The sequence below is a fragment of the Microbispora sp. NPDC046933 genome (assembly GCF_040644635.1).
GTDB lineage: Bacteria > Actinomycetota > Actinomycetes > Streptosporangiales > Streptosporangiaceae > Microbispora.
This window is the reverse complement of record NZ_JBEYWW010000031.1, coordinates 53215-76428: the sequence shown is the minus strand read 5'-3', so window position 1 is coordinate 76428 and position 23214 is coordinate 53215. Positions and strand designations below refer to the sequence as shown.

At 71.6% G+C, this 23214-nt stretch carries 22 protein-coding genes; 10 read left to right on the top strand and 12 right to left on the bottom strand.

Features of this window, described 5'->3' with window-relative positions:
• Window positions 1-57: 57 nt before the first annotated feature.
• Together ABZ857_RS33235 and ABZ857_RS33230 are read left to right on the top strand one after the other, a co-directional pair.
• On the top strand, window positions 58-651 hold the full coding sequence (locus tag ABZ857_RS33235; RefSeq protein ID WP_357051055.1) for a TetR/AcrR family transcriptional regulator: 594 nt from the start codon (window positions 58-60) through the stop codon (window positions 649-651).
• 272 nt (window positions 652-923) lie between these two features.
• Entirely contained in the window at window positions 924-1511 is a 588-nt protein-coding gene (locus ABZ857_RS33230) for a DUF5666 domain-containing protein (RefSeq protein ID WP_357051052.1), read from the top strand.
• A 55-nt stretch (window positions 1512-1566) separates the two neighbouring features.
• On the opposite strand, the gene ABZ857_RS33225 is transcribed toward ABZ857_RS33230, so the two are convergent.
• The 5 genes from ABZ857_RS33225 to ABZ857_RS33205 all read right to left on the bottom strand — a co-directional run bounded on the left by ABZ857_RS33225 (window position 1567) and on the right by ABZ857_RS33205 (window position 5893).
• A complete protein-coding gene (locus tag ABZ857_RS33225; RefSeq protein ID WP_357051049.1) occupies window positions 1567-2955 on the bottom strand; it encodes a glycoside hydrolase family 16 protein in 1389 nt (462 codons plus the stop codon).
• Window positions 2956-3271: 316 nt separating this feature from the next.
• A complete protein-coding gene (locus ABZ857_RS33220; protein ID WP_357051046.1) occupies window positions 3272-4675 on the bottom strand; it encodes a DHA2 family efflux MFS transporter permease subunit in 1404 nt (467 codons plus the stop codon).
• Entirely contained in the window at window positions 4672-5202 is a 531-nt protein-coding gene (locus ABZ857_RS33215; protein WP_357051043.1) for a PadR family transcriptional regulator, read from the bottom strand. Before ABZ857_RS33215 ends, ABZ857_RS33220 begins: the two co-directional genes overlap by 4 nt.
• Window positions 5203-5243: 41 nt before the next feature.
• On the bottom strand, window positions 5244-5750 hold the full coding sequence (locus tag ABZ857_RS33210) for an anthrone oxygenase family protein (RefSeq protein ID WP_357051040.1): 507 nt from the start codon (window positions 5748-5750) through the stop codon (window positions 5244-5246).
• Window positions 5747-5893: a hypothetical protein gene (locus ABZ857_RS33205; protein ID WP_357051037.1), complete on the bottom strand. Its 147-nt coding sequence runs from the start codon at window positions 5891-5893 to the stop codon at window positions 5747-5749. The genes ABZ857_RS33210 and ABZ857_RS33205 overlap by 4 nt, the downstream gene beginning before the upstream one ends.
• Window positions 5894-5975: 82 nt before the next feature.
• On the opposite strand from ABZ857_RS33205, the gene ABZ857_RS33200 reads away from it, so the two are divergent.
• Window positions 5976-6923, top strand: a complete 948-nt coding sequence (locus ABZ857_RS33200) for an AraC family transcriptional regulator (protein ID WP_357051034.1) — start codon at window positions 5976-5978, stop codon at window positions 6921-6923.
• Between the two features lie 110 nt (window positions 6924-7033).
• Here ABZ857_RS33200 and ABZ857_RS33195 read toward each other — a convergent pair whose 3' ends face one another.
• Window positions 7034-9778 carry a glycosyl hydrolase gene (locus tag ABZ857_RS33195; protein WP_357051031.1) on the bottom strand — a complete coding sequence of 915 codons (2745 nt, stop codon included), beginning with the start codon at window positions 9776-9778 and terminating at the stop codon, window positions 7034-7036.
• A gap of 409 nt (window positions 9779-10187) precedes the next feature.
• Between ABZ857_RS33195 and ABZ857_RS33190 the strand changes: the two genes are divergently transcribed.
• The 5 genes from ABZ857_RS33190 to ABZ857_RS33170 all read left to right on the top strand — a co-directional run bounded on the left by ABZ857_RS33190 (window position 10188) and on the right by ABZ857_RS33170 (window position 15796).
• On the top strand, window positions 10188-11492 hold the full coding sequence (locus ABZ857_RS33190; protein ID WP_357051028.1) for an extracellular solute-binding protein: 1305 nt from the start codon (window positions 10188-10190) through the stop codon (window positions 11490-11492).
• 83 nt (window positions 11493-11575) lie between these two features.
• On the top strand, window positions 11576-12598 hold the full coding sequence (locus tag ABZ857_RS33185) for a sugar ABC transporter permease (RefSeq protein WP_357051025.1): 1023 nt from the start codon (window positions 11576-11578) through the stop codon (window positions 12596-12598).
• A complete protein-coding gene (locus ABZ857_RS33180; RefSeq protein ID WP_357051022.1) occupies window positions 12591-13412 on the top strand; it encodes a carbohydrate ABC transporter permease in 822 nt (273 codons plus the stop codon). The genes ABZ857_RS33185 and ABZ857_RS33180 overlap by 8 nt, the downstream gene beginning before the upstream one ends.
• 11 nt (window positions 13413-13423) lie before the next feature.
• A complete protein-coding gene (locus ABZ857_RS33175; protein ID WP_357051021.1) occupies window positions 13424-14800 on the top strand; it encodes a GH1 family beta-glucosidase in 1377 nt (458 codons plus the stop codon).
• Window positions 14801-15796: a LacI family DNA-binding transcriptional regulator gene (locus tag ABZ857_RS33170; RefSeq protein WP_357051018.1), complete on the top strand. Its 996-nt coding sequence runs from the start codon at window positions 14801-14803 to the stop codon at window positions 15794-15796.
• Window positions 15797-15821: 25 nt separating this feature from the next.
• On the opposite strand, the gene ABZ857_RS33165 is transcribed toward ABZ857_RS33170, so the two are convergent.
• Window positions 15822-16160 (bottom strand): rhodanese-like domain-containing protein, encoded by a 339-nt coding sequence (locus ABZ857_RS33165; RefSeq protein ID WP_357051015.1) that lies wholly within the window; start codon window positions 16158-16160, stop codon window positions 15822-15824.
• Window positions 16161-16196: 36 nt separating this feature from the next.
• Here ABZ857_RS33165 and ABZ857_RS33160 point away from each other — a divergent pair, with 36 nt between their 5' ends.
• A complete protein-coding gene (locus ABZ857_RS33160; RefSeq protein ID WP_357051012.1) occupies window positions 16197-16835 on the top strand; it encodes a helix-turn-helix domain-containing protein in 639 nt (212 codons plus the stop codon).
• A 252-nt stretch (window positions 16836-17087) separates the two neighbouring features.
• On the opposite strand, the gene ABZ857_RS33155 is transcribed toward ABZ857_RS33160, so the two are convergent.
• From ABZ857_RS33155 to ABZ857_RS33135, 5 genes are all read right to left on the bottom strand, one after another.
• Window positions 17088-18284, bottom strand: a complete 1197-nt coding sequence (locus tag ABZ857_RS33155; protein WP_357051009.1) for a hypothetical protein — start codon at window positions 18282-18284, stop codon at window positions 17088-17090.
• A gap of 2 nt (window positions 18285-18286) precedes the next feature.
• Complete coding sequence (locus ABZ857_RS33150; protein WP_079314482.1) at window positions 18287-18673, bottom strand: Rid family detoxifying hydrolase; 387 nt, start codon at window positions 18671-18673, stop codon at window positions 18287-18289.
• Window positions 18674-18686: 13 nt separating this feature from the next.
• Window positions 18687-19883: an alanine racemase gene (locus ABZ857_RS33145; protein WP_357051174.1), complete on the bottom strand. Its 1197-nt coding sequence runs from the start codon at window positions 19881-19883 to the stop codon at window positions 18687-18689.
• Window positions 19884-20078: 195 nt separating this feature from the next.
• Window positions 20079-21308, bottom strand: a complete 1230-nt coding sequence (locus ABZ857_RS33140; RefSeq protein ID WP_357051006.1) for an MFS transporter — start codon at window positions 21306-21308, stop codon at window positions 20079-20081.
• Window positions 21309-21421: 113 nt separating this feature from the next.
• A complete protein-coding gene (locus tag ABZ857_RS33135; RefSeq protein ID WP_357051003.1) occupies window positions 21422-22027 on the bottom strand; it encodes a helix-turn-helix domain-containing protein in 606 nt (201 codons plus the stop codon).
• Between the two features lie 206 nt (window positions 22028-22233).
• Between ABZ857_RS33135 and ABZ857_RS33130 the strand changes: the two genes are divergently transcribed.
• Complete coding sequence (locus ABZ857_RS33130) at window positions 22234-23100, top strand: alpha/beta hydrolase (RefSeq protein WP_357050999.1); 867 nt, start codon at window positions 22234-22236, stop codon at window positions 23098-23100.
• Window positions 23101-23214 lie beyond the last annotated feature (114 nt).

The following is a 23214-nucleotide window of genomic DNA, read 5'->3' as shown; positions in this document are numbered from 1 at the left end:
AACGTTGCGTTGCTGGCGCCATTAAAACACAACGGTGCGTTGCAGTAGGCTCCCCGTATGGCCCCACGCAAGAAGGACGACATCCTGAACGCCGCGCTGGACCTGCTGGCGGAGAAGGGGTACGAGGGCCTGACCATCGAGGGCGTGGCCGAACGGTCGGGCGTCAACAAGACGACGATCTACCGGTGGTGGCCGTCGAAGGCCGCGCTGCTCGGCACGGCGCTGGTCGAGGCGCGGGCGCTCGACTTCGACGTGCCCGACACCGGGAGCCTGCGGGGCGACCTGCACGCGCTGCTGGACGGCCTGGCCCGGCTGCTCACCACTCCCCCGGCGGCGGACATCGCCGTCGCGGCGCTCGGCGCCGCCGCCAACAGCCCCGAGCTCGCGGAGGCGGCCAGGGGCTTCTTCGCCGACCGGTTGGCCCGGGAGCGGCCGATCTTCGAACGAGCCCGGGAGCGCGGCGAGATCGACGACTCCGCCGACCCGATGATGATCACGGATTTGCTCGCCGGCGCGGTCTGGCTGCGGGTGGTATTCCGGCAACTGCCTCTGGACGATGGCTTTACCGAGCGGGCGGTGAACGCCGTACTCGATGGGGTAGGGCGGCCAGGGGATCCGCAGGCGGGCCGACCGGCACGGGCCGGCGGCTGACCAGGCGGATCGATCGGACGGCCCGGCCGTTAGCGCACCGGTCAGGAGTGCCGCCGGCGGGCCCTCCGCGACGGGTTCGCGGGCGCCGCGCGCTCCATGCGCGGCCGCGTACGCCCGGCGCGTCCTTTCCACGGACGTTCCATGACCTGCCACGGTCACGTCCGCTCACGTCGTTCGCGCACATCCCAGCGGCGCCGGCCATGTCATGCCGCACCGTGTCATCTCGCCGCGTGTCATGTCGTGCCCCAGCGCCGAGTGGAGGGAGCACACCGATGACCATTTCCAGCAAGCCGCCGAAACCTCACGGCAAGCGGCCCCGGCTCCTCCTCGGAATCGCTGCGGCGCTCACCCTCGCCACCGGCGCCGGCCTCGCCGCGGCGGGCGCGCCGGGCCACGACCAGCCGCAGTACGCCCAGGGGGGACAGCTCCGGCCCGGTCCGGAGCGGTTCGGCATGACCGAGCTCGGCCTGCTCCAGCTCGCACAGCCTCAGCAGCCCCGCACGTCCCGCGACTACCAGACCTTCACCAGCCAGACGGGCTCGGTGGACTCGGTGAAGAGCGGCGCCCTGACGGTGGACGGCCGCACCTACACGGTCGACGCGTCGACCAGGATCGTCGCGGACTACAAGGGCCTGCAGGGGATCCAGCAGGGCGACCAGGTGTGGGTCGTGGGCACGACCGGCGGCAGCCCGAGGGCGATCATCGTCGCGGACGCCAGCCGCCCGGCCCTGCAGGGGCACGGCGGAGGCGGCGCGCCCCCGGCCCAGACCCCGCAGACCCCGTCCGCACCGGCCACACCCAGCCCGTCCGTCACGCCCAGCGAGTCGCCGTCGCCGGAGACCGTCTCGCCCACTGGGTGACGTACGTCCGGCAGTGGGCGGGGACCCGGAGCGGCCCCCGCCCACGGCGCGGCGGTCAGGACGTCGCGAACGTGAACCAGTTGAGGTTGACGAAGTCGGCCGGCTGGCCACTGCTGAAGGTGATGTAGACGGTGTGGGTGCCGGTCGTCGGCGCGATGTTGGCCGGAACGGTCGTCCAGCTCTGCCAGCCACCGGTGTTGCCGACGGCGAAGTCGCCGATCGGGGTCGCCGTCGGGCTGTCGAGCCTGACCTGGACGAGGCCGCTCACGCCGGCCGCCGCGCCGGAGGCGACCCTGGCCTTGAACTGCCGCGCCGCCGTCGAGCCGAAGTTGACGCCGTCGTAGCGCAGCCAGTCGCCGTTGGAGATGTAGCCGACGTTCTGGCCGCCACCGGTGTCCTGGGTCGTCTCCAGCTGGGTGCCGCTCTGCGCCTGGTAGCTCTCCGCCTGGATGGTGGAGCGGGCGTCCACGCCACCCGGCGGGGGCGAGCTCGGCGGCGGGCTGCCGGTCGCGCCGCTCTGCCAGACGGCCACGTAGTCGACCACCATCGGCCGTCCGGACACGGTGGCGGAGGTGGGCGTGGAGAACCCGGCCACACCGTTGGGGAAGCCGCCGCCGATGGCGACGTTGAGCAGGAGGAAGTATCCGGCGTGGGAGGTCATGTTCGACCACGTCGTGGCGTCGAGCTGGCTCTGGCTGATGCTGTGGAACTGCTGGCCGTCCACGTACCACCGGAGCTGGTTGGGGCTGACGCTGCGGTCCCACTCGAACCGGTAGGTGTGGAAGGCCGACTGACAGGTCGAGCCGGGGCAGGCCCGGCTGTTGCCCAGGCCGATGGTCTCGTTGCACGGCCCGTTGGGGTTCACCCCGCAGTGCAGGGTGGCCCAGACCGTGTTGAGCCCGTTCACGTTCTCCATGAAGTCGAACTCGCCGATCGAGGGCCAGTTCTGGTAGTTGCCCCGGTAGGGCGCGCCGAGCGCCCAGAAGGCCGGCCAGTAGCCGAGGGCGGCGTCGCCCGTGACGTTCGGCATCTGGATGCGGCCCTCGATGCGCAGGACCCGGCCGTCGGCCGGCTTGAAGTCGGCGCGGCGGGTCTCGATCCGGGCCGAGGTCCAGTTCTGGCCGCTGCCGATCGGGGTGATGCGCAGGTTGCCGTTGCCGTCCAGGCTCAGGTTGGAGGTGCTGGACGTGTAGTTCTGGATCTCACCGGTGCCCCAGTTGCCCGGGCCTCCGGGGTAGGAGTGACCGGTGTCGATGATCCAGTTGGTGGACGACGGAAGCGACCCGGCCGTGCCGTTGAAGTCGTCCGACCAGACGAGCGACCAGCCGGACGGCGTCGCGGGCACCGACGCCTCCGCCGGCCGTACGACGAGGGCCATGACCGCGGCGGCCACGGCGAGCAGCGCCAGCGCGGAGCGCCGCCATGGGGAGTGGAGCACACGCATGAGTACCTCTCTCCTCGGTCCGGTCGTCACGGCGGGGGGATTGGGGGGTGCGGACGGCCTCACGGAGCGGAGACGTGGACGTCTGGAAGGCCGGACGGCGGCGTCCGGAGAGGGTCGTGAGGGCCCGCGCACCGCGACCGCGGACCGCTTGAGCGCCACTGTCCCCTCTGGATCTCACTCACGTCAAGAGGGTCTGTGAAATCCGAGAGAGCGTTCTCAGTAAATGAACCCCGCTAGGAATAGCAATGAGAGAGCGCTCTCCAATTTGCTTCCCGAGGGGAGCCCCGGCCGGGGCCTCGGCGCCCCGTCGCCGATGTCAGGCGGAGTCCGGCCGCGCCCGGCGTTCCGTCGTCCCCGCCAGGCGGAGCATGGTCGCGCCCAGCGTTCCGAGCAGCGCGGTCGCGGCCAGGACCAGGGCGGTCTCGCGGAAGCCGGTGAGCAGCGAGCCCGTCGCCGCGCCGCGGGTGGTGAGGAACGTGACGAGCAGCGCGATCCCGAACGATCCCGCGAGCCGCTGCGCCACACTGAACAGCGTGTTGGCGTCCGGGACGCGTTCCGGCGCCAGGCCGCCCAGCAGCGAGACCACCAGCGGCTGGCTCGTGAACCCGATGGCAAGGCCGCGTCCGCACAGCACGAGCGTGGTGAGCCACACGGGCGTGTCCGGCGTGAACAGCGCCATCAGGCCGGTCATCACCGTCAGGAGCACCATCCCGAGCACCACCGCGAACCGCACCGACCGGCGTTCGGCCACCCTGTCCCCCAGCGGGGCGGACAGCCCCATGGCCAGGCCCTGCGGCAGGAGCGCGAGCCCGGTGACGAGGCTGGAGTGGTGCTGGATCGTCTGGAGATAGAGCGGCGCCAGGAACAGCACGGCGAACAACACGACGCTCGACACCGCGCACAGCGCGAGGGTCGTCGCCCGCGCCCGGTCCCGCACCAGGTCGAGCGCCAGGGCGGCCTGCGGCCGGCGGCGGGCCCACCGCACGTAGGCGGCCAGGAGCGCCAGGCCGATGGGCCACGACGGGGTGGCCCAGCCGTGGGCCGCCACCCGTTCGACTCCGTAGGTCGCCAGCCCGAGCCCGGTCGCCAGCAGGATCAGCCCCGGCAGGTCCGGGCGTACGGCGCGGTCGCCCCGGACGCCCAGACCGGCCCGGTACGCCGCGAACGCGCCGGGCAGGGCGAGCAGCCCGATCGGCAGGTTGATCAGGAAGATCGAGCGCCAGCCGTACGCGCCGATCAGCAGGCCGCCCAGGGAGACGCCGAGCGCGGGCGCCGCGAAGAACGCGAGACCCGCGGCGAGCGGCACCCTGCGACCCGAGCCCGTCGCGGCTCCGCCCTCCCCGATGAGCAGGCCGATCGCCAGCGGGACGAGCGGCGCGCCGCCCAGGCCCTGCAGGGCTCTGCCGCAGATCAGCGCGCCGGCGTCGGGGCTGAGCGCGCACGCGGCGGACGCGAGCGTGAACAGGGCCAGGCTGCCGATGTACGTCGGAACCAGCCCGAATCTCCTGGCCAGGAAGGACGTGAGGGCCAGGCCGACCGCCAGGGCGAGCAGGTAGCCGCTCACGGCCCACTGCACGACCTCCAGGGGCCGGTCGAGTTCGCGTGTGAGGTCGGGCACCGCGAGGTTGACCACCGACGAGTCGACCATCGACAGGATCGGGCCCGCGACGAGCCCGAGGGACATGAGACGGGTGGGCCTGCCGGCCTCGGCGCCTGTCATAAGGACTCCCGCGACGCGGGTTCCGGAAGCGCCGCCTCCAGTTCGTCCAGCCAGGCGAGTTCCAGCCGGTGGCGCTCGATGTTGAATCGGAGGACGCGCAGGCCCCACGGCTCGTGTCCCGCGGCCGCGGCCATCTCCTCCTGTGCCGCCAGCGAGTGCTCCACGCACTCCCGCCGCACCTCGATGATCCTGCGGCGGTCGGGCGCGGGCAGCAGATCGAACAGACCCACCCTGACCTGGAACTCCTCGTCCTTCATGAGGAGCATCGGATCGACCGTGCGCAGCAGCGCCCGCAGCCGCTCACGACCCTTGTCGGTGATCCGGTAGACGGTCCTCGGCGGACGGCCCGGGGCGGCCTCCTCCGCCACCTTCTCGATCTCGCCGCGCTGCTCGAAGCGCCGCAGGGCGGGATAGAGCGTGTTGTTGTTGAGCAGCCCTCCTGTGACGCGCTCGATGTACTTCTTGATCTCGTAGCCGTGCTTGGGCGTGTTGAGCAGCCCTCGGAGGATCACGATGTCGGAGTACATCCGTCCAATTTAACCTAGGTTAGGTTAACCGTACAGAGGGGTCAGGAGCCCCTGCCCCAGCGGTAGACGCCGTAGCCCATCAGCAGCAGGCTCACTCCCCCTGCCACGGCCCGCCAGGTGTTCCAGGTGGTCCACCGGGCCGAGTAGTCCGACCAGATCCGGGCGGCGGCCTCGGCCAGGTCGCCGTGGGCCGCCGCGGCGGCCAGGGCGTCGTTCATCGGCACGTTCACCGCGGCCGTGATCAGGATCACGCCGACGGCGTACACCGCGGCCGCCGCGAAGAACGGCCAGGCCGCGCCGGAGTGAGGGGTGGCCAGCAGCAGGGCGCCCGCCCCGGCGGCGGCGACCGGGGCGAGGACGAACGCCGCCAGGAACACCGGGTTCTGGATCTTGACGTTGACGGCGTTCATCGCGTCGACCGCCGAGGAGGCCGACGCCGCGTTCAGGCCCGGCATGACCCCGACCGAGAACCCGAAGAAGGTGCCCGCCATCCCGGCGGTCATGAGCATGGACAGGGCCGCCGCGACAGCGGCCAGAAGGTACGTCACGACGCCTCCGCCGCGATCCGGCAGGGGAGGGTGGCGCGGGCCCGGGGACCGCGGGCGGGGAGGGCATGGCGGCCCTCTCGCAGCCGCTGCCCGACCCGCCTTCCGGTCGTGCCCGTCACCGGAGTTTCCGCTGTCGTCGTCATGGCGATCAGTCAACCGGCGGACGGCTCCGGGCGACATCGCCGAGACGCTCGACCGCATATCCGGGCGTCTACGATTCGGGGCATGGACGCGCTGGCCGACCTCCTCGACGGGCCCAGGGCGCGGGGGGCCTTCCTGCTGCGGGCGACGCTCAGCCCGCCCTGGTCGGTGCGGATCCAGGACGAGGCGCCGCTGTGCCTGGTCGCGATGGTGCGCGACCAGGCGTGGATCAGCCCGGACGAGGACCGGGCCGTACGGGTGGGGCCCGGGGACGTGGCGGTCGTGCGGGGGCCCGGCCACTACACGGTCGCCGACGACCCGGCGACCGCGCCGCAGGTCGTGATCCATCCCGGGCAGGTCTGCACCACGCCGGACGGCCGCGCCCTGTCTGCGGAGATGGACCTGGGCACGCGCAACTGGGGCAACGACCCGGACGGCTCGGCCGTGATGCTCATCGGCACCTACCAGATGCGCGGCGCGGTCACCCAGCGGCTGCTGGCGGCGCTGCCCACGCTGCTGGTGCTGCACGGCGACTCCTGGGACGGCTCCCTCGTCACGCTGCTCGGCCGGGAGATCGTCAAGGACGAACCGGGCCAGGAGGTGGTGCTCGACCGCCTGCTGGACCTGCTGCTGATCGCCGTGCTGCGGACCTGGTTCTCCCGCCCCGACGCGCAGGCCCCGGGCTGGTACCGGGCGCACGGCGACCCGGTGGTGGGGCCGGCGCTGCGGATGCTGCACGCCGAACCGGCACACCCGTGGACGGTCGCCGAGCTGGCGTGCCGGGCGGGGGTCTCCCGCGCCGCGCTGGCACAGCGGTTCGGGAAACTGGTCGGCGAGCCGCCGATGGCCTACCTGACCGGGCTGCGGCTGGCGCAGGCGGCCGACCTGCTGCGGGAGACCGACGCGACGCTGGAGGCGGTCGCCCGGCAGGTGGGGTACGGCACCGCGTTCGCGCTGAGCACGGCCTTCAAACGGGAACGCGGCGTGAGCCCCCAGCGCTACCGGGAGGGCCTGAGCACCCCGGCCGGCTGAAGCCCGTCCGGACGGGTGTTCAGGTACAGGCGCGTGTCTCCCACCCCGCGCCGTGGTCCCCCGAGAGAGCGGCGCGCCGTCGACGGCGCGCCGCCCACCGCGGCCGTTCGTCAGGACGTGGCGAACGTGAACCAGTTGAGGTTGACGAAGTCGGCCGGCTGGCCGCTGCTGAAGGTGATGTAGACGGTGTGCCTGCCGGTGACGCCCGTGACGTTCGCGGGGATCGTCTGCCAGCTCTGCCAGCCGCCCGTGTTGCCGACGGCGAAGTCGCCGATCGGAGCGGCGGTGAGGCTGTCGAGCCGCACCTGCACGAGGCCGCTCACCCCGCCCGCCGCGCCGGAGGCGACCCTGGCCCTGAACTGCCGCGCGGCCGTCGAGCCGAAGTCGACGTTGTCGTACCGCAGCCAGTCGCCGTTGGAGATGTAGGCGACGTTCTGCCCGCCGCCGGTGTCCTGGGTCGTCTCGACCTGCGTGCCGCTCTGCGCCTGGTACGCCTCCGCCTGGATGGTCGAACGCGCGTCCACCCCGCCAGGAGAGGGCGAGGGTGAGGGGGACGGCGAGGGTGAGGGGGACGGGGAGGGTGAGGGGGACGGCGAGGGGGACGCGCCCGCGCTGGTCGCCGTGGACCGGGCCGGCACGGTCAGGGTCCTGCCGTCCGAGAACGTCACCACCCTGGCCGACGAGCCGAAGTTGTGCGCGACGTACGTCCGGGTGGAGCCGTTCACGAAGACGGCGGCGGTCGGGCTGTCGGCCGTCACGCCGGGATCGACCGTGCCCATCCGGGCCAGGTTGTAGATCCAGTGGTAGACGTGCGCGAGCGACTCTCCCGATTCCGGCGCCAGCGTCGTGTATCCGGCGTCCCACGCGCTCTTCGCCGCCGCCGGGTCGGCGAGCGCCCGGAACTCCCAGATCACGTCCTTCCACTCGACCGCCGGGCCGCCGTTGTTCGCCTCCATCTCGGACAGGTTCCGCTTCACGTCGGCCTGGTACAGCCCGTGGTAGAGCGACCCGCCGGTGACCGGCAGCACGTTGATCCCGTGGATCTCCTCGGGGTTGGCGGTCCACCAGGTGGAGTACGCCGCGCCGGAACCCCAGATCATGCCGGCCGTGTCGTGCCCGAATCCGGCCGGGAAGACCGCGTCGTCCTTGTCGAACCAGTACTGCGCGATGGCCGACGACTGGGTCGTGTAGAGGTAGACCCCGAGGTCACGCAGGGCGGTGTCGCCCGTGGCCGCGCCGAGGAGTATCGCCCCGGTCGCGAAGTTCATCGCCTCGGACGACGACTCCTCGTTGTTGCCCGCGGCGAACCCCTGGTGCCCCGAGGCCCAGCCGTTGCCGGCGTACGGGTCGAAGTTGCGCAGGAACGGGAACCGGGTCTCCGACCTGTCCCAGTTGTTCGCGTCGGCGGCCAGGAGCTTGGCCATGGGGGCCCAGTTCGCCGCCCAGGCCGAGTCGTACCTCGCCACGGTCGCGGCGGCCATCAGGTAGTAGCCGTAGTGGAAGTGGTGGTCGTTGACCTCGGTGTCGCTGCCGTACGAGGCGGGATAGCCGGTGAGCACGCCCCAGGTGGAGTCGTAGCGGAACTGCTCGGCTCCCCCGGCGGTGAACCAGCTCTCCAGCTCGCCCTTCAGCAGGCCGAGCAGCCTGTCGCGTGAGGCGGTGTCGCCGAGCTGGTCGGCGATCGGCACGAGCTGGGCCAGGCGGCCGAGCGCCTTGCCGGTCCAGTAGGTGTCGGTCGCGCCCTTCCACGGGTCGGCGGCGTTCGCCTCCTGCCTGACGTAGTTCCCGAGCCTCGTCCTGTCGTACGCGCCGAGGTCGGGCAGCGACGGCAGCACGCCGTGGAACGTCTGGACGGTGCTGAACGACGTGCCCTCGCGCAGCTTCATCGTGCCGCGCGGCGAGACGTACGTGTACGACGTCAGCGGGCTGCTCGTGGCCAGCCACTGGTGGCGGTAGAGCGCCAGCAGCGTGCCGGTCTGCGTGCCCTCCTTGGCCGTGGTGGTCGCCGTGTAGGTGGTGGTGAGCCGCGCCGACGCCTCGTCGTACGACCAGGTCACCCTCGTGCCCGTGACGAAGCTGAAGGCGTACTTGGCGAACAGGTCGAGCGTCGAGGCGGAGGCGTCGGGGAGCACGGCGACCGAGAAGTAGTTCTTCCCGCCGAGCGCGTCGGTCGCGACCGTGCCGCTGAGGTTCCAGTCGGTGCCGGACGGCCCGAAGATCCCGTAGTGGTGGCCGTTGACGGTGACGCCGAGGACGTTGCCCCGGTCGGCCCAGACCGCCGGTGTGGCCACGAACGCGACCCGGGCGTCGCCGCCGCTCGGCGTCGCGTAGACGTACGGCAGGCCGTGCCCGATGACGGCCTTCAGCGAGCGCGCGCCGTCCGACCAGTACGGCGTGACGGTCCAGTCGGACCAGTCGTCCACCTTGGTGTCCGGCGAGTTGAGGCCGGTCACGCCCAGCGTGAGGTCGCGGGCGTGCGGGAACTCGTACTGCCGGCCGTCGGAGCTGATCAGCGGGGTGCCGGGATAGCTGACCTCAAGCCCGCCGGCCACCGCGTGGAAGGCCAGCGGGTGGCCGTACATGTTCTCGGAGTACGGGTTCCCGGCGTACCGCTGGAAGGCGAGCGACGACCACCAGTCGTTGGTGGGCACCTTGCGGGTGACGTTCGAGGTGACCTTGGGCGTGACCGGGGTGCCGTCGGAGTTGGCGGGACCGCTCGCTCCGGCGGGCAGGTCGGTGGTGTAGCCGCCCGCCCCGACGGGGACCGTGGCGGCGCCGGCGGGCAGGGCGGGCAGGGACAGGGTGAGGGCGGTCAGGACCGCGAGGCCGAGGGTCGTGGCGGGACGGAGTGGCATGTGCGACCTCCGCTGGGGGGTCAACGACGGCGGAAGGCGGAACTCCTGCCGGTCCGTAATCCGGCAGCAACGCTGGAAGCGCTCTCAGCGCCGCTGACGCTAAGCGGGATGCAACCCCGTGTCAACGGGCAGAGCGAGTTTCACCAAGTGTGCGAGAGCGCTCTCTGGCGCGGATGCGCGGGCACCGGCGCGCCCCGGCGTGCTTTCACCCGCCCTCCGGCACCGGGCGGGACACCCCTCCCTGGCTGCGCCGATAGCTGTGGGAGCGCTCTCACCAGCGGTTTCGGCGCTTTGAGATAACGGGAATCGTTACTGATCCGCCCCTTGACGGCCTCACACCCGGCTCCCACTCTTGTGCGAGAGCGCTCTCTTCAAGATCGATTTCATATGCGGAACCCAAGGAGGGTTCATGGGCACTCCCCACGCGGGCCGCCGGGTCGTCCGGTTCGTCGCCCCCATGCTCGCCGCCGGCCTGCTCACTCTCACCGCCTGCGGCGGCGGGGGTGGATCCGACGCCAAGACCGGCGGCGGCCAGTCCACGGAGAAGGTCAAGCTCAGCGTCGGGCTCTTCGGCGACTTCGGCTTCAAGCCGCTCTACGAGGAGTTCAAGAAGACGCACCCGAACGTCGAGATCGAGGAGCGCCAGGCGGCGTTCGCCGACCACCACACCAACCTCGCCGCGCACCTCGCCACCGGGGCGGGCGCCGCGGACGTCGAGGCGATCGAGGTCGGCTACATCAGCCAGTTCACCTCGCAGCCCGACAAGTTCCACGACCTCAAGCAGTACGGCCTCGACAAGCGCCAGGGCGATTACCTCGACTGGAAGTGGCAGCAGGGCATCGCGCCCAGCGGCGCGCTCATCGGCCTCGGCACCGACGTCGGCGGCCTGGCGATGTGCTACCGCACCGACCTGTTCGAGAAGGCCGGCCTGCCGAGCAAGCGCGACGAGGTGTCGGCCCTGTGGCCGACCTGGGAGCAGTACATCGAGACCGGCAAGAAGTTCGCCGCCAAGGCGCCCAAGGACGCCAAGTTCTTCGACAGCCCCGGCGAGATCTTCCGGGCCATCATCGCCCAGGCCCCGGTCGGCGTGTACGACGCGCAGGACACCATCGTCGTCGCCACCAACCCCGACGTGAAGAAGGCGTGGGACCTGTCGGTCCAGATGATCGACGCCGGCCTGTCCGCCAAGATCGGCGCGTTCACGCCGGAATGGAACACCGGCTTCGCCAAGGGCTCGTTCGCGACCGTGATCTGCCCCGCGTGGATGACCGCCTACATCCAGGACCAGGCCAAGAACTCGGCCGGCAAGTGGGACATCGCCACCGTCCCCGGCGGCGCGGGCAACTCCGGCGGCTCGCACCTCACGGTGCCGAAGCAGAGCAAGCACCCCAAGGAGGCCGCCGAGCTGATCGACTTCCTGACCTCGGCGCAGAACCAGGCCGCGGTGTTCAAGGCGATCGGCAACTTCCCGTCGATCCCCTCGCTGTACGACCAGCCCGACATCCAGAACTTCACGAAGGACTTCTTCAACGGCGCCCCCGTCGGCAAGATCTACTCCGACGCCGCGAAGAACCTCAAGCCGCAGCACCTCGGCCCGCGCGAGGGCGACGTGCGCACGGCCATCGGCAACGGCATCGGCCGGGTCGAGCAGGGCAAGCAGTCGCCCGACGAGGCGTGGACCCAGGTCCTCAAGGACGTGGAAGGCATCAAGTAGTCCGTCGCAGGCAGGGCCCCCGGGCGATCCGTGCGATCCGCACGGCTCCGGTAGCGGGGGCCCTGCCCGGAGGAGGATCTCCCATGGCATCACCCCCGGGCGGGTCCCTCAGGACCGCGGCGCCCTCCCCCGGCGGCCCTCCGGCCGCCTTGCGTCCCCCCGGCCAGGCGCGAGCGGGGTCGGGCCGGCGCTCCCGCCTGCACCGGCTGGACCGGCAGGCCTCGCCGTACGTGTACGTCGCGCCGTTCTTCCTGCTCTTCGCGGCCTTCGGCGTCTTCCCGCTCATCTACACGGCGTGGGTGTCGCTGCACGACTGGAACCTGCTGAGCAGTGACAACCCGTTCATCGGCCTGGACAACTACAAGGCGCTGTTCGCCGACGGCTACTTCTGGAACGCGGCGTTCAACACGCTGTCGATCGGCGTCCTGTCGGCGGTGCCGCAGCTGCTGCTCGCGCTCGTGCTGGCGCACCTGCTGAACCGGCCGCTGCGCGCGCAGACGCTGTTCCGCATCACGCTCCTGCTGCCCAACGTGACCAGCGTCGTGGCGGTGGTGGTCATCTTCAGCCAGCTCTTCGGGCGCGACTTCGGGCTGATCAACATGGTGCTCGAATGGCTCGGGTTCGGCCGGATCAACTGGCAGGCGGGCGTGGCCACCTCGCACGTCGCCATCGCCGTGATGATCATGTGGCGGTGGACCGGCTACAACGCGCTCATCTACCTCGCCGCCATGCAGGCCGTGCCGAAGGAGATCTACGAGGCGGCGACCCTCGACGGCGCGTCCAGCCTCCAGCAGCTGTGGGGCATCACGCTCCCGATGATCCGGCCGACCGTCATCTTCACGGTCATCGTCACCACGATCGGCTCGATGCAGATCATCGCCGAGCCGCTGCTGTTCGGCGCGCAGGTCAGCAACGGCGCGGCGGCCACCGGCGGCACCGACCGCCAGTTCCAGACCCTGGCCCTCTACCTGTACGAGAAGGGCTTCCGCAGCTTCGAGTTCGGCTACGCCTCGGCGGCGGCGTGGATGATGTTCCTGCTCGTGGTCGTGGTCGTGGCGTTCAACTACCTCGTCGTACGGCGCATGCGGGGAGGCCTCGATGTCTAGAGTGCGTAAGCACCCGCTCACCTATCTCACCCTCGTGGCGGTGGCGTTCTTCTCGGCGTTCCCGGTCTACTGGAGTGTGATCGTCGCCTCGCACGACAACGCGGCGCTGGCCGAGGTGCCGCCGCCGCTGCTGCCGGGCGGCAACTTCTTCGCCAACGTGCAGCGGGTCTTCGACACCGCACCGTTCGCGCTGGCGCTGCTCAACTCGTTCGTCGTGGCCGGGACGATCACCGTGTCGGTGATGTTCTTCTCCACGCTGGCCGGCTTCGCGTTCGCCAAGCTGCGCTTCCGGGGCCGCAACGTGCTCCTGCTGATGACCGTCGTGACGATGATGGTCCCCACGCAGCTCGGCATCATCCCGCTCTACATGCTGATGATCAAGCTGGAGTGGACCGGCACGATGTACGCCGTGATCGTCCCGGCGCTGGTCAACGCGTTCGGCGTGTTCTTCATGACGCAGTACCTGAGCCGCGCGCTGCCGACCGAGCTGCTGGAGGCGGGGCGGATCGACGGCTGCAGCACGGCCCGGCTGTTCTGGCACGTCGTGCTCCCGGCCGCCCGGCCCGCGGCGGCGGTGCTCGGCATGCTCACGTTCATGACGGCGTGGAACGACTACTTCTGGCCATTGGTGGTCCTCACCCCGGACAATCCCACTGTGCAGGTCGCGCTGTCGCAGCTCGCCAGCGGCTACGTGCGGGACTTCACGCTCGGCCTCACGGGCACGGCGGTGGCGACCCTGCCGCTGGTGCTCATCTTCGTCCTGCTCGGCAAACAGATCATCGGAGGCATCATGCAGGGGGCGGTCAAGGGATGACGGCGACGACCATGGCATCTCGGGGGACCGGATCGTCCAAGTCGGTCTTCCCTGACGGCTTCGTCTGGGGCGCCGCCACGGCGGCCTATCAGATCGAGGGCGCCGCCGCCGAGGACGGCAGGGGCCCCTCGATCTGGGACACCTTCTCCAAGATCCCGGGCAACGTGGCCGACGGCCACACCGGCGACGTCGCCTGCGACCACTACCACCGCTACGCCGAGGACGTGCGGCTCATGGCCGGCCTGGGCCTGGCGGCCTACCGGTTCTCGGTGGCCTGGCCGCGCGTCCTGCCCACCGGGTCGGGGCAGGTCAACGCCGCGGGCCTCGGCTTCTACGACCGCCTGGTGGACGAGCTGCTCGGCCACGGCATCACGCCCTACCCCACGCTGTACCACTGGGACCTGCCGCAGGCGCTGGAGGACGCCGGCGGCTGGGCCGTACGGGACACCGCCGCGCGCTTCGCCGACTTCGCCGCCGTCGTGCACGAGCGGCTCGGCGACCGCGTCCGCACCTGGACGACGCTGAACGAGCCGTGGGTGGCCGCCTTCCTCGGCTACTGCTCCGGCGTCCACGCCCCGGGCAGGCGCGACCCTGCCGCCGCGTTCCGCGCCGCCCACCACCTGCTGCTCGGCCACGGGCTGGCGGCACAGGCGCTGCGCGCGGCCGGGGCCGCCGAGGTCGCGCTCACCCTCAACCTCGCGCCCGTGATCCAGACGGACGGGGGTTCGAGCGAGGCGAGGATCGTGGACGGGCTGATGAACAGGCAGTTCCTCGACCCGGCGCTGCGGGGGCGCTACCCGGAGGACGTACTGGAGATCGCCGCCCGCCACGGCGGCCTGGACCACGTCAGGGACGGCGACCTGGCCGTCATCCACCAGCCGATCGACCTGCTCGGCATCAACTACTACAACCCGTCCTTCGTGTCGGCCGCGCCGGGCGAGCCGGCCAACCCCGCCTTCCCCGGCACGCAGGACATCCGGTTCGAGCCGCCGACCGGCCCGACGACCGCGATGGACTGGCCCATCGAGCCGTCCGGCCTGGAGGCCCTGCTCGTACGGCTGTCGCGCGACTACCCCGAGGTCGGGCTGCTCGTCACGGAGAACGGCGCGGCCTTCGACGACCACCTTGTTGATCACGAGGTGCACGACGACGACCGGATCGCCTACCTCGACGGCCACCTGCGGGCGGCGCACGCCGCGATCGCCGCGGGAGCGGACCTGAGGGGTTATCTCGTATGGTCGCTCCTGGACAATTTCGAGTGGGCCTACGGCTACCACAAGAGGTTCGGCATCGTGTACATCGACTTCGAGACCCAGCGACGCGTTCCCAAGGACAGCGCGCTGTGGTATCGAGACGTCATCAAACGCAACGCTCTCATGGGGGAATGAATGAAACGACCCACTCTGGAGGCGGTGGCGGCGCGGGCAGGGGTGTCCCGCGCCACCGTCTCCCGGGTCGTCAACGGGCAGATGACGGTGACACCGCAGATCAGGGATGCCGTGATGCGCGCCGTGGACGAGCTGGGCTACGTCCCCAACTCGGCGGCGCGCAGCCTCGTCACCCAGCGGACCGATTCGATCGCGCTGGTCGTGTCGGAGCCGCCGACCCGGGTCTTCTCTGAGGACCCGATGTTCTCCACGGTCATCCGCTCGGCCAGTCTGGAACTCGAGGCCGCCGACAAGCAGGTCGTGCTCATGCTCGGCGGCTCGGCCCAGAGCCACGCGAGGATCGAGCGCTACATCGCCAGCGGCCACGTCGACGGGGTCATGCTGATCTCGATGCACGGCGCCGACCCTCTGCCCTCCGCCATCGCGCGGATGGGCGTCCCCGTCGTCTCGTACGGCAGGCCGGCCGTGCCGGTGCCCCTGCCGTACGTGGACAACGACAACGTGGGCGGCGCGGAGAAGGCGGTGCGCCACCTGCTGGACAGCGGGCGGCGGCGCATCGCCACGATCGCCGGGCCGCAGGACATGATCGGCGGCCAGGACCGGCTCAAGGGCTACCGCGACGCGCTGCGCGAGTCCGACCGGCGGTCGATCGTCGCCGTCGGGGACTTCACCCGGGAGTCCGGCGCCGTCGCCATGCGCCACCTGCTGCAGGACGACCCGGGCCTGGACGCCGTCTTCGTCGCCAACGACCTCATGGCCATCGGGGCGCTGCAGACCCTGCGCCAGGCGGGCCGCCGGGTGCCGGACGACGTGGCGGTCGTCGGGTTCGACGACATCGAGGCGGCCCGCTACACCGAGCCCCCGCTGACCACGATCAGGCACCCGATCATCGAGCAGGCCGCCGCGATGGTCCGGCTGCTGCTGGGCATGTTCCAGGGCGGCCCGGCCGACCCGGTGATCCTGCCGACCGAACTCGTCGTCCGCGACTCCGCCTGAGCGATCGGAACGGTCAGGACGCCGATCAGGACGCCGCGGTCAGCGACTCGACCGGCAGGCCGGCCTCGACCCAGTCCTGGATGCCCTCCCGATACTTGCGCACGTCGGTGTATCCGAGCGCGGTCAGCCGGTTGGCCACGGCCTGGCTGTTGCCGCACGAGGGATTCGAGCAGTAGGTGACGATCGAGGCGTTCTTGTCCGGCAGCAGTTCGGCGGCCCGCTCGGCGACCTCGGCCTCCGTGAGCGGGATCGCTCCCGGAAGGTGCTGCTGCGCGTAGTAGTCGCCGCCCAGCGCGTCGACGACGGTGACGGCACCGGCCTCGATGGCGGCCTTGAGCTCGTCCCTGCTGATGAGAGCGGTCATTGCGTCCTCCAATTAACTGGACTACAGTCCGGTTGTGTGAACAGCTCGGAAATTACCGGACCGCAGTCCGATTCGTCAAGGGACCTCACCTCCCTGCTGGCCGACCCGCCCCGCGAACGCGCGGACGCCGCCCGCAACCGGCGACGGGTGCTGGAGGCGGCGGCCAAGCTGTTCCGGGAGCACGGCGTCGAAGCCGTTTCGATGGACGCGGTGGCGGCGGAGGCCGGGGTGGGCAAGGGCACGCTGTTCCGCCGGTTCGGGGACAAGTCGGGCCTCGTGGCGGCCCTGCTCGACGACAAGGAACGGGAACTGCAGGAGCGGATCCTGTCCGGGCCGCCACCGCTGGGGCCCGGCGCCTCACCGGGCGATCGGGTGCGGGCGTTCGTCGCGGCCTACGCCGGCTACCTCTTCGAACACCTCGATCTGCTGCGCGTCTCCGAGACCGCGAGCCCCGGAGCCCGGTACCGGATCGGCGCCTACCGCTTCTGGCACCACCACCTGGCGATCCTGCTGGCCGAGGCGCGCCCCGGCGCGGACGCCGGCTATCTCGCCCACGCGCTGCTCGCCCCGCTGGCCGCCGAGCACGTCACCGCCGTGCTGCGCGAGTGCGACGCCGCCCGGGTCGCCGCCGGTCTGGCCGTCCTCGCGGACGCCCTGGTCGCGGACCGGCCGTGACCACAGGCCGTGATGGCGGTGTGGGACATCGGTGTGGGACGGGCACTGCGGCCCGTGGTCGGGTTCGCAAGCAGGCGCCCGTGATCAGGCGCCCCTGCTCAGGCCAGCGCGGCCAGGCCAGCGCGATCAGGCCAGCGCGGTCGGGCCAGCGCGGTCGGGCCAGCGCGGTCGCGCGCCCGCGGCCAGGCGAGCGCAGTCAGGCCAGCGCGGCCAGGCGAGCGCGGTCGCGCGCCCGCGGTCAGGCGAGCGCGATCAGGCGAGCGCCTCGGTGATACGGCCGAGCGCCTCGAAGGGCGTCAGGCCGTACGCGTGGAAGTCGGCGGCCCCGGCCCCCGCCGTACGGGCCGCGCGGACCTTGGCGGCCAGCCGGTCGGCGGAGTCGGTGTCCGGGACGCCCGGGCGCAGCACGACCCTCAGCTCCGGGTTCTTGCCCACCGAGCGCCGGTAGGCCGCCACGTCGTCGGCCACCCGGGCGGGGTCCCTGGCATACCCGAGGACCGCGAACGACGGGACCAGGTCGCCGAGCGCCACCAGGTCGATCCCGAGCTGCCAGGAGTCGTGCGCGGCCAGACCGGCCGAGGGCAGCCCGTGGACGTAGCCCTTGGCCGCGCCCGTCGCGTCCATGAACGTCAGCCGCGCGCCCTCGGCCGTCACCGCCGCCGCGACCTCGCCCACCAGCGACGTGACGCTCTCGGAGCGGGCCCGCGCGTACGCCACCGCCTCCGGGCCGGCGTAGGCCGTCAGCGCCGCCCGTGTGACCTCGCCCTCCGCGGGGGGATCACCGTCGAGCACGCCCCCGACGATCCTGGCGCACTCCTGCCTGGCCACCTCGGCGTTCACCCCGAGGTCGGCGGCCCGGCGCATGCAGTGGGCGCAGAAGCACAGGCCGAACAGGAACGCGTCCATCGGGCCGAGCGCCACCTGGCACCGCTCGTACGCGAAGGCCCCGAAGTGCAGCGATTCGGCGATGACCGTGTCCACCCCCTGCCGGGCGACGGCCCGGGCCAGCGCCACCGCGTACGCGCGCACGTCGGGATGCGCGGGGCACAGGTCGGCCGGGGAGCCGTGGTCGCCGAAGCAGTTCTCCACCGTCACGTCGGGGCAGGCCAGGCCGAGGGTCGCGTTGTGCAGGAACACCGTCCAGCCATGCAGCCGCATCCCCCGTTCCGCGCAGGCCCGGCGGAGCTCGTCGAGCGGCCGGTCCTCCGCCCCGGGCTGCACCGGCGGGGTGAGCCGAAGCCCGCCGAACAGGTCGTCCGGCGGGGGGAAGTGCACGCCGTCGCGGCGCAGCGTCAGCCGCGACGCGCCGTGCGGGGTCACGTCCCTGGCCTGGTGGTAGGCCGCGGCCACCGCGACGCCTCGCACGCCGTACGCCGAGGCCCGGTCGAGCAGCCCCCGCACGCCCTCGGCGCGCAGGTCCTCGACGAAGACGTACAGGGCGCTGTCCATCGTCAGCGGCCCGCGTACGCCACGAAGTCGATCTCGACGAGGATGTCCATGAGATCGGAGCCCACCGTGGTGCGCACCGGATAGGGCCGGGTGAAGTAGGACTGGTAGACCTCGTTGAACGCGGCGAAGTCCTCCTTCAGGTTCTGCAGGTGGACCGTCGCCTTCACCACGTCGTCGAACGTCAGGCCGTGGGCCTCCAGCACCGCCCCGAGGTTGCGCATGGTCCGGTGCGTCTGGGCGGCCACGTCGTCGCCCACGACCTCGCCGGTCTCGGGGTCGAGCGGCCCCATGCCGGAGGTGTAGAGGAAGTCGCCCACCACGAGCCCCTGCGAGTACGCGCCGATCGGCGCGGCCCCGGCGGTCGTACGGATCTCCTGCTTGCCAGCCATAGTCACCGCTCCATCAGAAACACGTATTGATCAAATCAATCACGATGTCGTCGTCGTCCACCACGGGGATGACGCGCCACTTGTCGAAGGCCGTGCACGGATGGGACAGCCCGAACGACACCAGGTCTCCCGGGCGCAGCCCGGCATCGCCGTCGAGATAGGCGTGCTGGTCCTGCACCTTGACGACCGTCACCCCGGTCAGGGGCTCGGCCGGTCCCCCGCCGCCGCGCCGCACGGCCCTGGGGAACGGCAGGTGGATGTCGTACGGAACGTCCCGCTTGCCCATGCCGACCAGCACGAGGCCGGGCTCCGGCACGGACAGCACCTGGGCCCAGACCTCCAGCGCCGGGCGCAGCTCGCCCTCCAGCCGGTTGTACGGCGTGTGCTCCCGGTAGTAGCCGTCGTCGTGGGCGACGTAGGCGCCGCTGCGCAGCACCACGGTCGCGCCCAGCTCCCCGGCCAGCGGCGCGAGCTCCTCGGCCACCAGGTCGAACCACGAGCTGCCACCGGCGGAGACCACCATGGGACCGGCCACCTCCGGCGCGAGCGTCCGCGCGGCGCGTGCCAGGTCGCGCAGGAACCCGCGCACCTCCGCGGCCTCGTGGTGGGTGCCCTCGTATCCGGCGACCCCGGCCAGCTCGGTCCCCCGGGCGTCCCGCGCCGCGCGGGCCACCGCCAGCAGCTCGTCCTGGCCGCGGCAGCCGGTCCGGCCGCCCGGGTGGCCCAGCTCGACCAGCACGCGGAACGGCACGTCGCCCGCCATCTCGTCGAGCACACGCACGCCCTCGACCGAGTCGGCGTAGCAGAGGAAGTCGAAGCGCCCGATCTCTCCGGCCAGCCAGCGCAGCGCGCCCCGGTCGAGGATCTCGTTGGCCAGCAGCACCCGGGGGACGCCGAAGGAGCGGTGGACGAGCACCTGGCTCGGCGTGGCGGCGGTGACCCCCCACGCCCCGGCGTCGAGCTGGGCCCGTACGAGCTGGGGCGACATCGTGGTCTTGGCGTGCGGCGCGAAGGCGAGCCCGTGCCGGTCGGCGAAGCGCGCCAGCGTCGCGATGTTGTGGTCGAGGGCCGAGCGCCTGGCCGTCATCACCGGCCAGGTGAACGAGCCGTCGAACAGGGAGTGCCGAGCCTCGGCGAACTCCCGTCCGCCGATCGGCTCGCCCGGCCACAGGAAACCGCGTGTACGCGCGTCGACGACGACCTCCGGCAGTCCTCCTGGCCGTGCCGGCGGGCGCACCGCGCTCTGCTCTGTGCTCTGCTCTGTGCTCTCTGGGGGGCCGTCCGCGAAACCCACGCCGCCCCCTCGCTGTCCCGGTTCAGACCACCTCGCTGGATCGTACTGGACCGCACCCGCGGGGGCGGACTCGCCGCCGTACGCGGTGGCGGGGCGCGGGCCGGGACACGACTATCCCGGGAGCTCCTCCCGCGATGTGGTCGCCGCGCGGATCGAGCGAGCGCTCAGGGCGACGGCGGCGGCGACGGCCTCGGCGACCCCGCAGCCCGCGAACGCGGCCGTGAGGCTGGAGTGCTGGACGACGACGGCGAAGACGGTGTAGGAAACGGGCACAAGTCCCAGGGCCGAGAAGCTGACCAGTGCCATGACGCGCCCGAGAAAGGCATGGTCGGTGTGGGTCTGGACGACACCGAGGAGCAGCGCGCCGGCGGGTCCCGTGGTGAACCCGAGCACCGCGGCGGCCACTGTGGTGGGTGTCAGGCCGGGCAGAAGCGGCAGCAGCGCGACACAGCCGGCGCCTGCGGTCACCCAGCACAGTCCCGTGACGGCGGGTCTGCGGGCGGCGGGCAACACCACCGGCAGCAGAGCCCCGGCGACGGCTCCGGCACCGAACCCGCCGATGACGAGGCTGAACCCGGCCGCGCCCCAACCGCGATCACCGGATAGGAGTGCCACACCGACGTTGAGCGGCGCGGCGAGAGCGAGGTTCAGCGTGCTGACGACCAGCAGGATCGGGCCGAGGACGGGCGTGGTGACCACATAGCGCACACCGGTCCACAGGGAGACGACCAGATTTCGCCGGTCGGCCGGGATCTCCGGCTCCGCCTCCCGCGTGCGAGCCGGCAGCCTCAGGTGTCGCAACAGCACCAGCGCCGTGGTGAAGAGCGCGGCGTTGGCAGCCGCGGCCAGGCCGGGGCCGCCCGCCGCGACGAGAACGCCACCCAGCGGAGCCCCGAGCACGGTGGCGGTGCGCTCCAGGGTCTGGACCAGCCCCTGGCCCGCGGGCAGCTCGTGCGGGCGCAGCAGGGAGGGCGGGAGCGCCGCCGCGGCGGGCATGTGGGCGGCGTCCAGCGCCCCGAAGAGCAGCGCCGTCCCGATCAGGAGCCAGAGGTGACCGGGGATGGCCGTGACCACCGCGACAGCGAAGGTCACCATGAGGGCGGCCCGAAGCGTCTGGCTGACGAGCGACACGCGCAGGGGCCCGTATCGATCGGCGAGCGTCCCCCCGAGCAGTATCAGCACGGCCCGGGGGACAGACGCGGCCGTCATGACCAGCGCGGTCTGCCGGGGATCCCCCATGCGGGCCGCCGCCCAGCCCAGAGCGATGAACCAGATCTGGTCGCCCAGCAGGGACAGGCCGAAACCGGTGAGATAACGGCTGAACCCGGGGGCGCGCAACACCCTCGTCGATCGTGCTGGGCTCCGCCGTCGAACGGAGCGCCTGAGAGCGAGGGGAGAGGCTCGATTCGGTCCGCGAACGTCTGGCATGGCGGTGTCCCGGGGGCGGATCCGGCTCACTCCGGCTGGTCGGAGGAGCGACCGACAGGTGGTGATCCCTCGATGGGGAAGGCGTGCAGGAAGAGGAAGACCTGTTCGCGATCCGAGCCGTCGTCCGGACGGTTCGCCCATCGCGCGATCACGGCGTCGAGTTCGTCCCCGAGCTCGCGCAGCTCGTCGGGGTCGAGGCGAAGCACGGTGTCGGTGCTCCGCGCGGCCGACGCCCAGGTGGGCCCCCAGCGTCGAGGGCCGGTCGCGAGCCATTCCTCCAGCCGGTCGATGTGGCGTCCGGTGAGCACTCTTTGCGCTGTCGCGGCCACCTCCCGCGCCCCCGGACTGTCCTCGAAGTCCTCCGGCGACCAGCGCACCCCGCCGGGTATCGCCCGCCACCAGCGTTCCCGGCCGTCGCTGCCCAGGTCGGGCGCTTCCTCGATGAAGCCGTGAGCGGCCAGTTGCCTCAAGTGGTAGCTCAGGGAGCCGGGCGCTCCGGCGACGTGCCTGGCCAGCTGCGCCGCGGTCGCCGGCCCACCGGCCACCAGGACCTCGTACAGCCGCAGGCGCGCCGGGTGAGCGATGACCTTGAGGGTCTTGGGGTCGGTGATCCGAGCCGTCTTCCTGCCCATGAGCAGAGGCTAGCAAATCCACAACGGAATTTGCACAATAAATTTTGCGCACCTGTGTTCTCGTGCGGGTCGAGCTCGCACGAAGCGCGCTCCTCGCGATCAGGGATGCATTCGATGACATGTTCGAGATAGGGTGTGACCGCCCTCACAGGGGCTCTACGTTTCCGCACGTCGAATCACTCGTGGCGAAAGAGGAGCAGATCCCCATGACCGAGCCCAGAACCCACACCCTTGAGGTGCCCGGCTGCGTTCTCCACTACGACGTGCGCGAGGCCGGGGGAACCACCGAGCCGATCCTGCTGATGATCGGATCGCCGATGGACGCCACCGGGTTCACCGCCCTGGCCCGGCACTTCCAGGATCGTACGGTGGTCACCTATGACCCGCGCGGGATCGGGCGGAGCACGCGGACCGACGGCGCCGCCGAGTCGACCCCCGACCTGCACGCCGACGACCTGCACCGGCTGATCGACGCGCTCGGAGGCGGGCCGGTGGACATCTTCGCCAGCAGCGGAGGCGCGGTCAACGGGCTTGCGCTCGTGGCACGGCATCCGGAACGGGTGCGCACGCTCGTGGCGCACGAGCCGCCCGCCGCCCAGGTGCTGCCGGACCGGGAGCAGGCGCTGGCCGCGATCGCGGACATCCGGCGGACGTACGATCGGGAGGGTTTCGGCCCGGCGATGGTGAAGTTCATCGCGGTCGTCGGCCTCCAGGGCGAGATCCCGGCGGACTTCGCCGATCAGCCCACGCAGAGCCCGGCCGCTTTCGGGCTGCCCACGGAGGACGACGGCACTCGCGACGACCCCATGATGCGGCAGAACCTGATGACCTGCACGCACTACGAGCACGACTTCGAGGCGCTGCGCGCGGCCCCGACCCGCGTCGTCATCGGCGTGGGGGTCGAGTCGGAGGGCCAGATGGCCCGCCGTGCGGGCGAGGCGGTCGCCGAGCGGCTCGGCACCAAGCCCGTGATCTTCCCCAGCAACCACGGCGGGTTCCTCGACGACACGTTCGGCATGCCGGGCGACCCCGACAACTTCGCGGTCACGCTGCGTCAGGTCCTGGCCGAGTAGAGCGGCACGGGTCAGGGGCACAATCAGGGCCCCAGGGTCAGGGGCGCAGGTCAGGGTCAGGGGCGCAGGTCAGGGGCAGGGCACGAGGTCAGGGGGCAGGGCACGGGTCAGGGG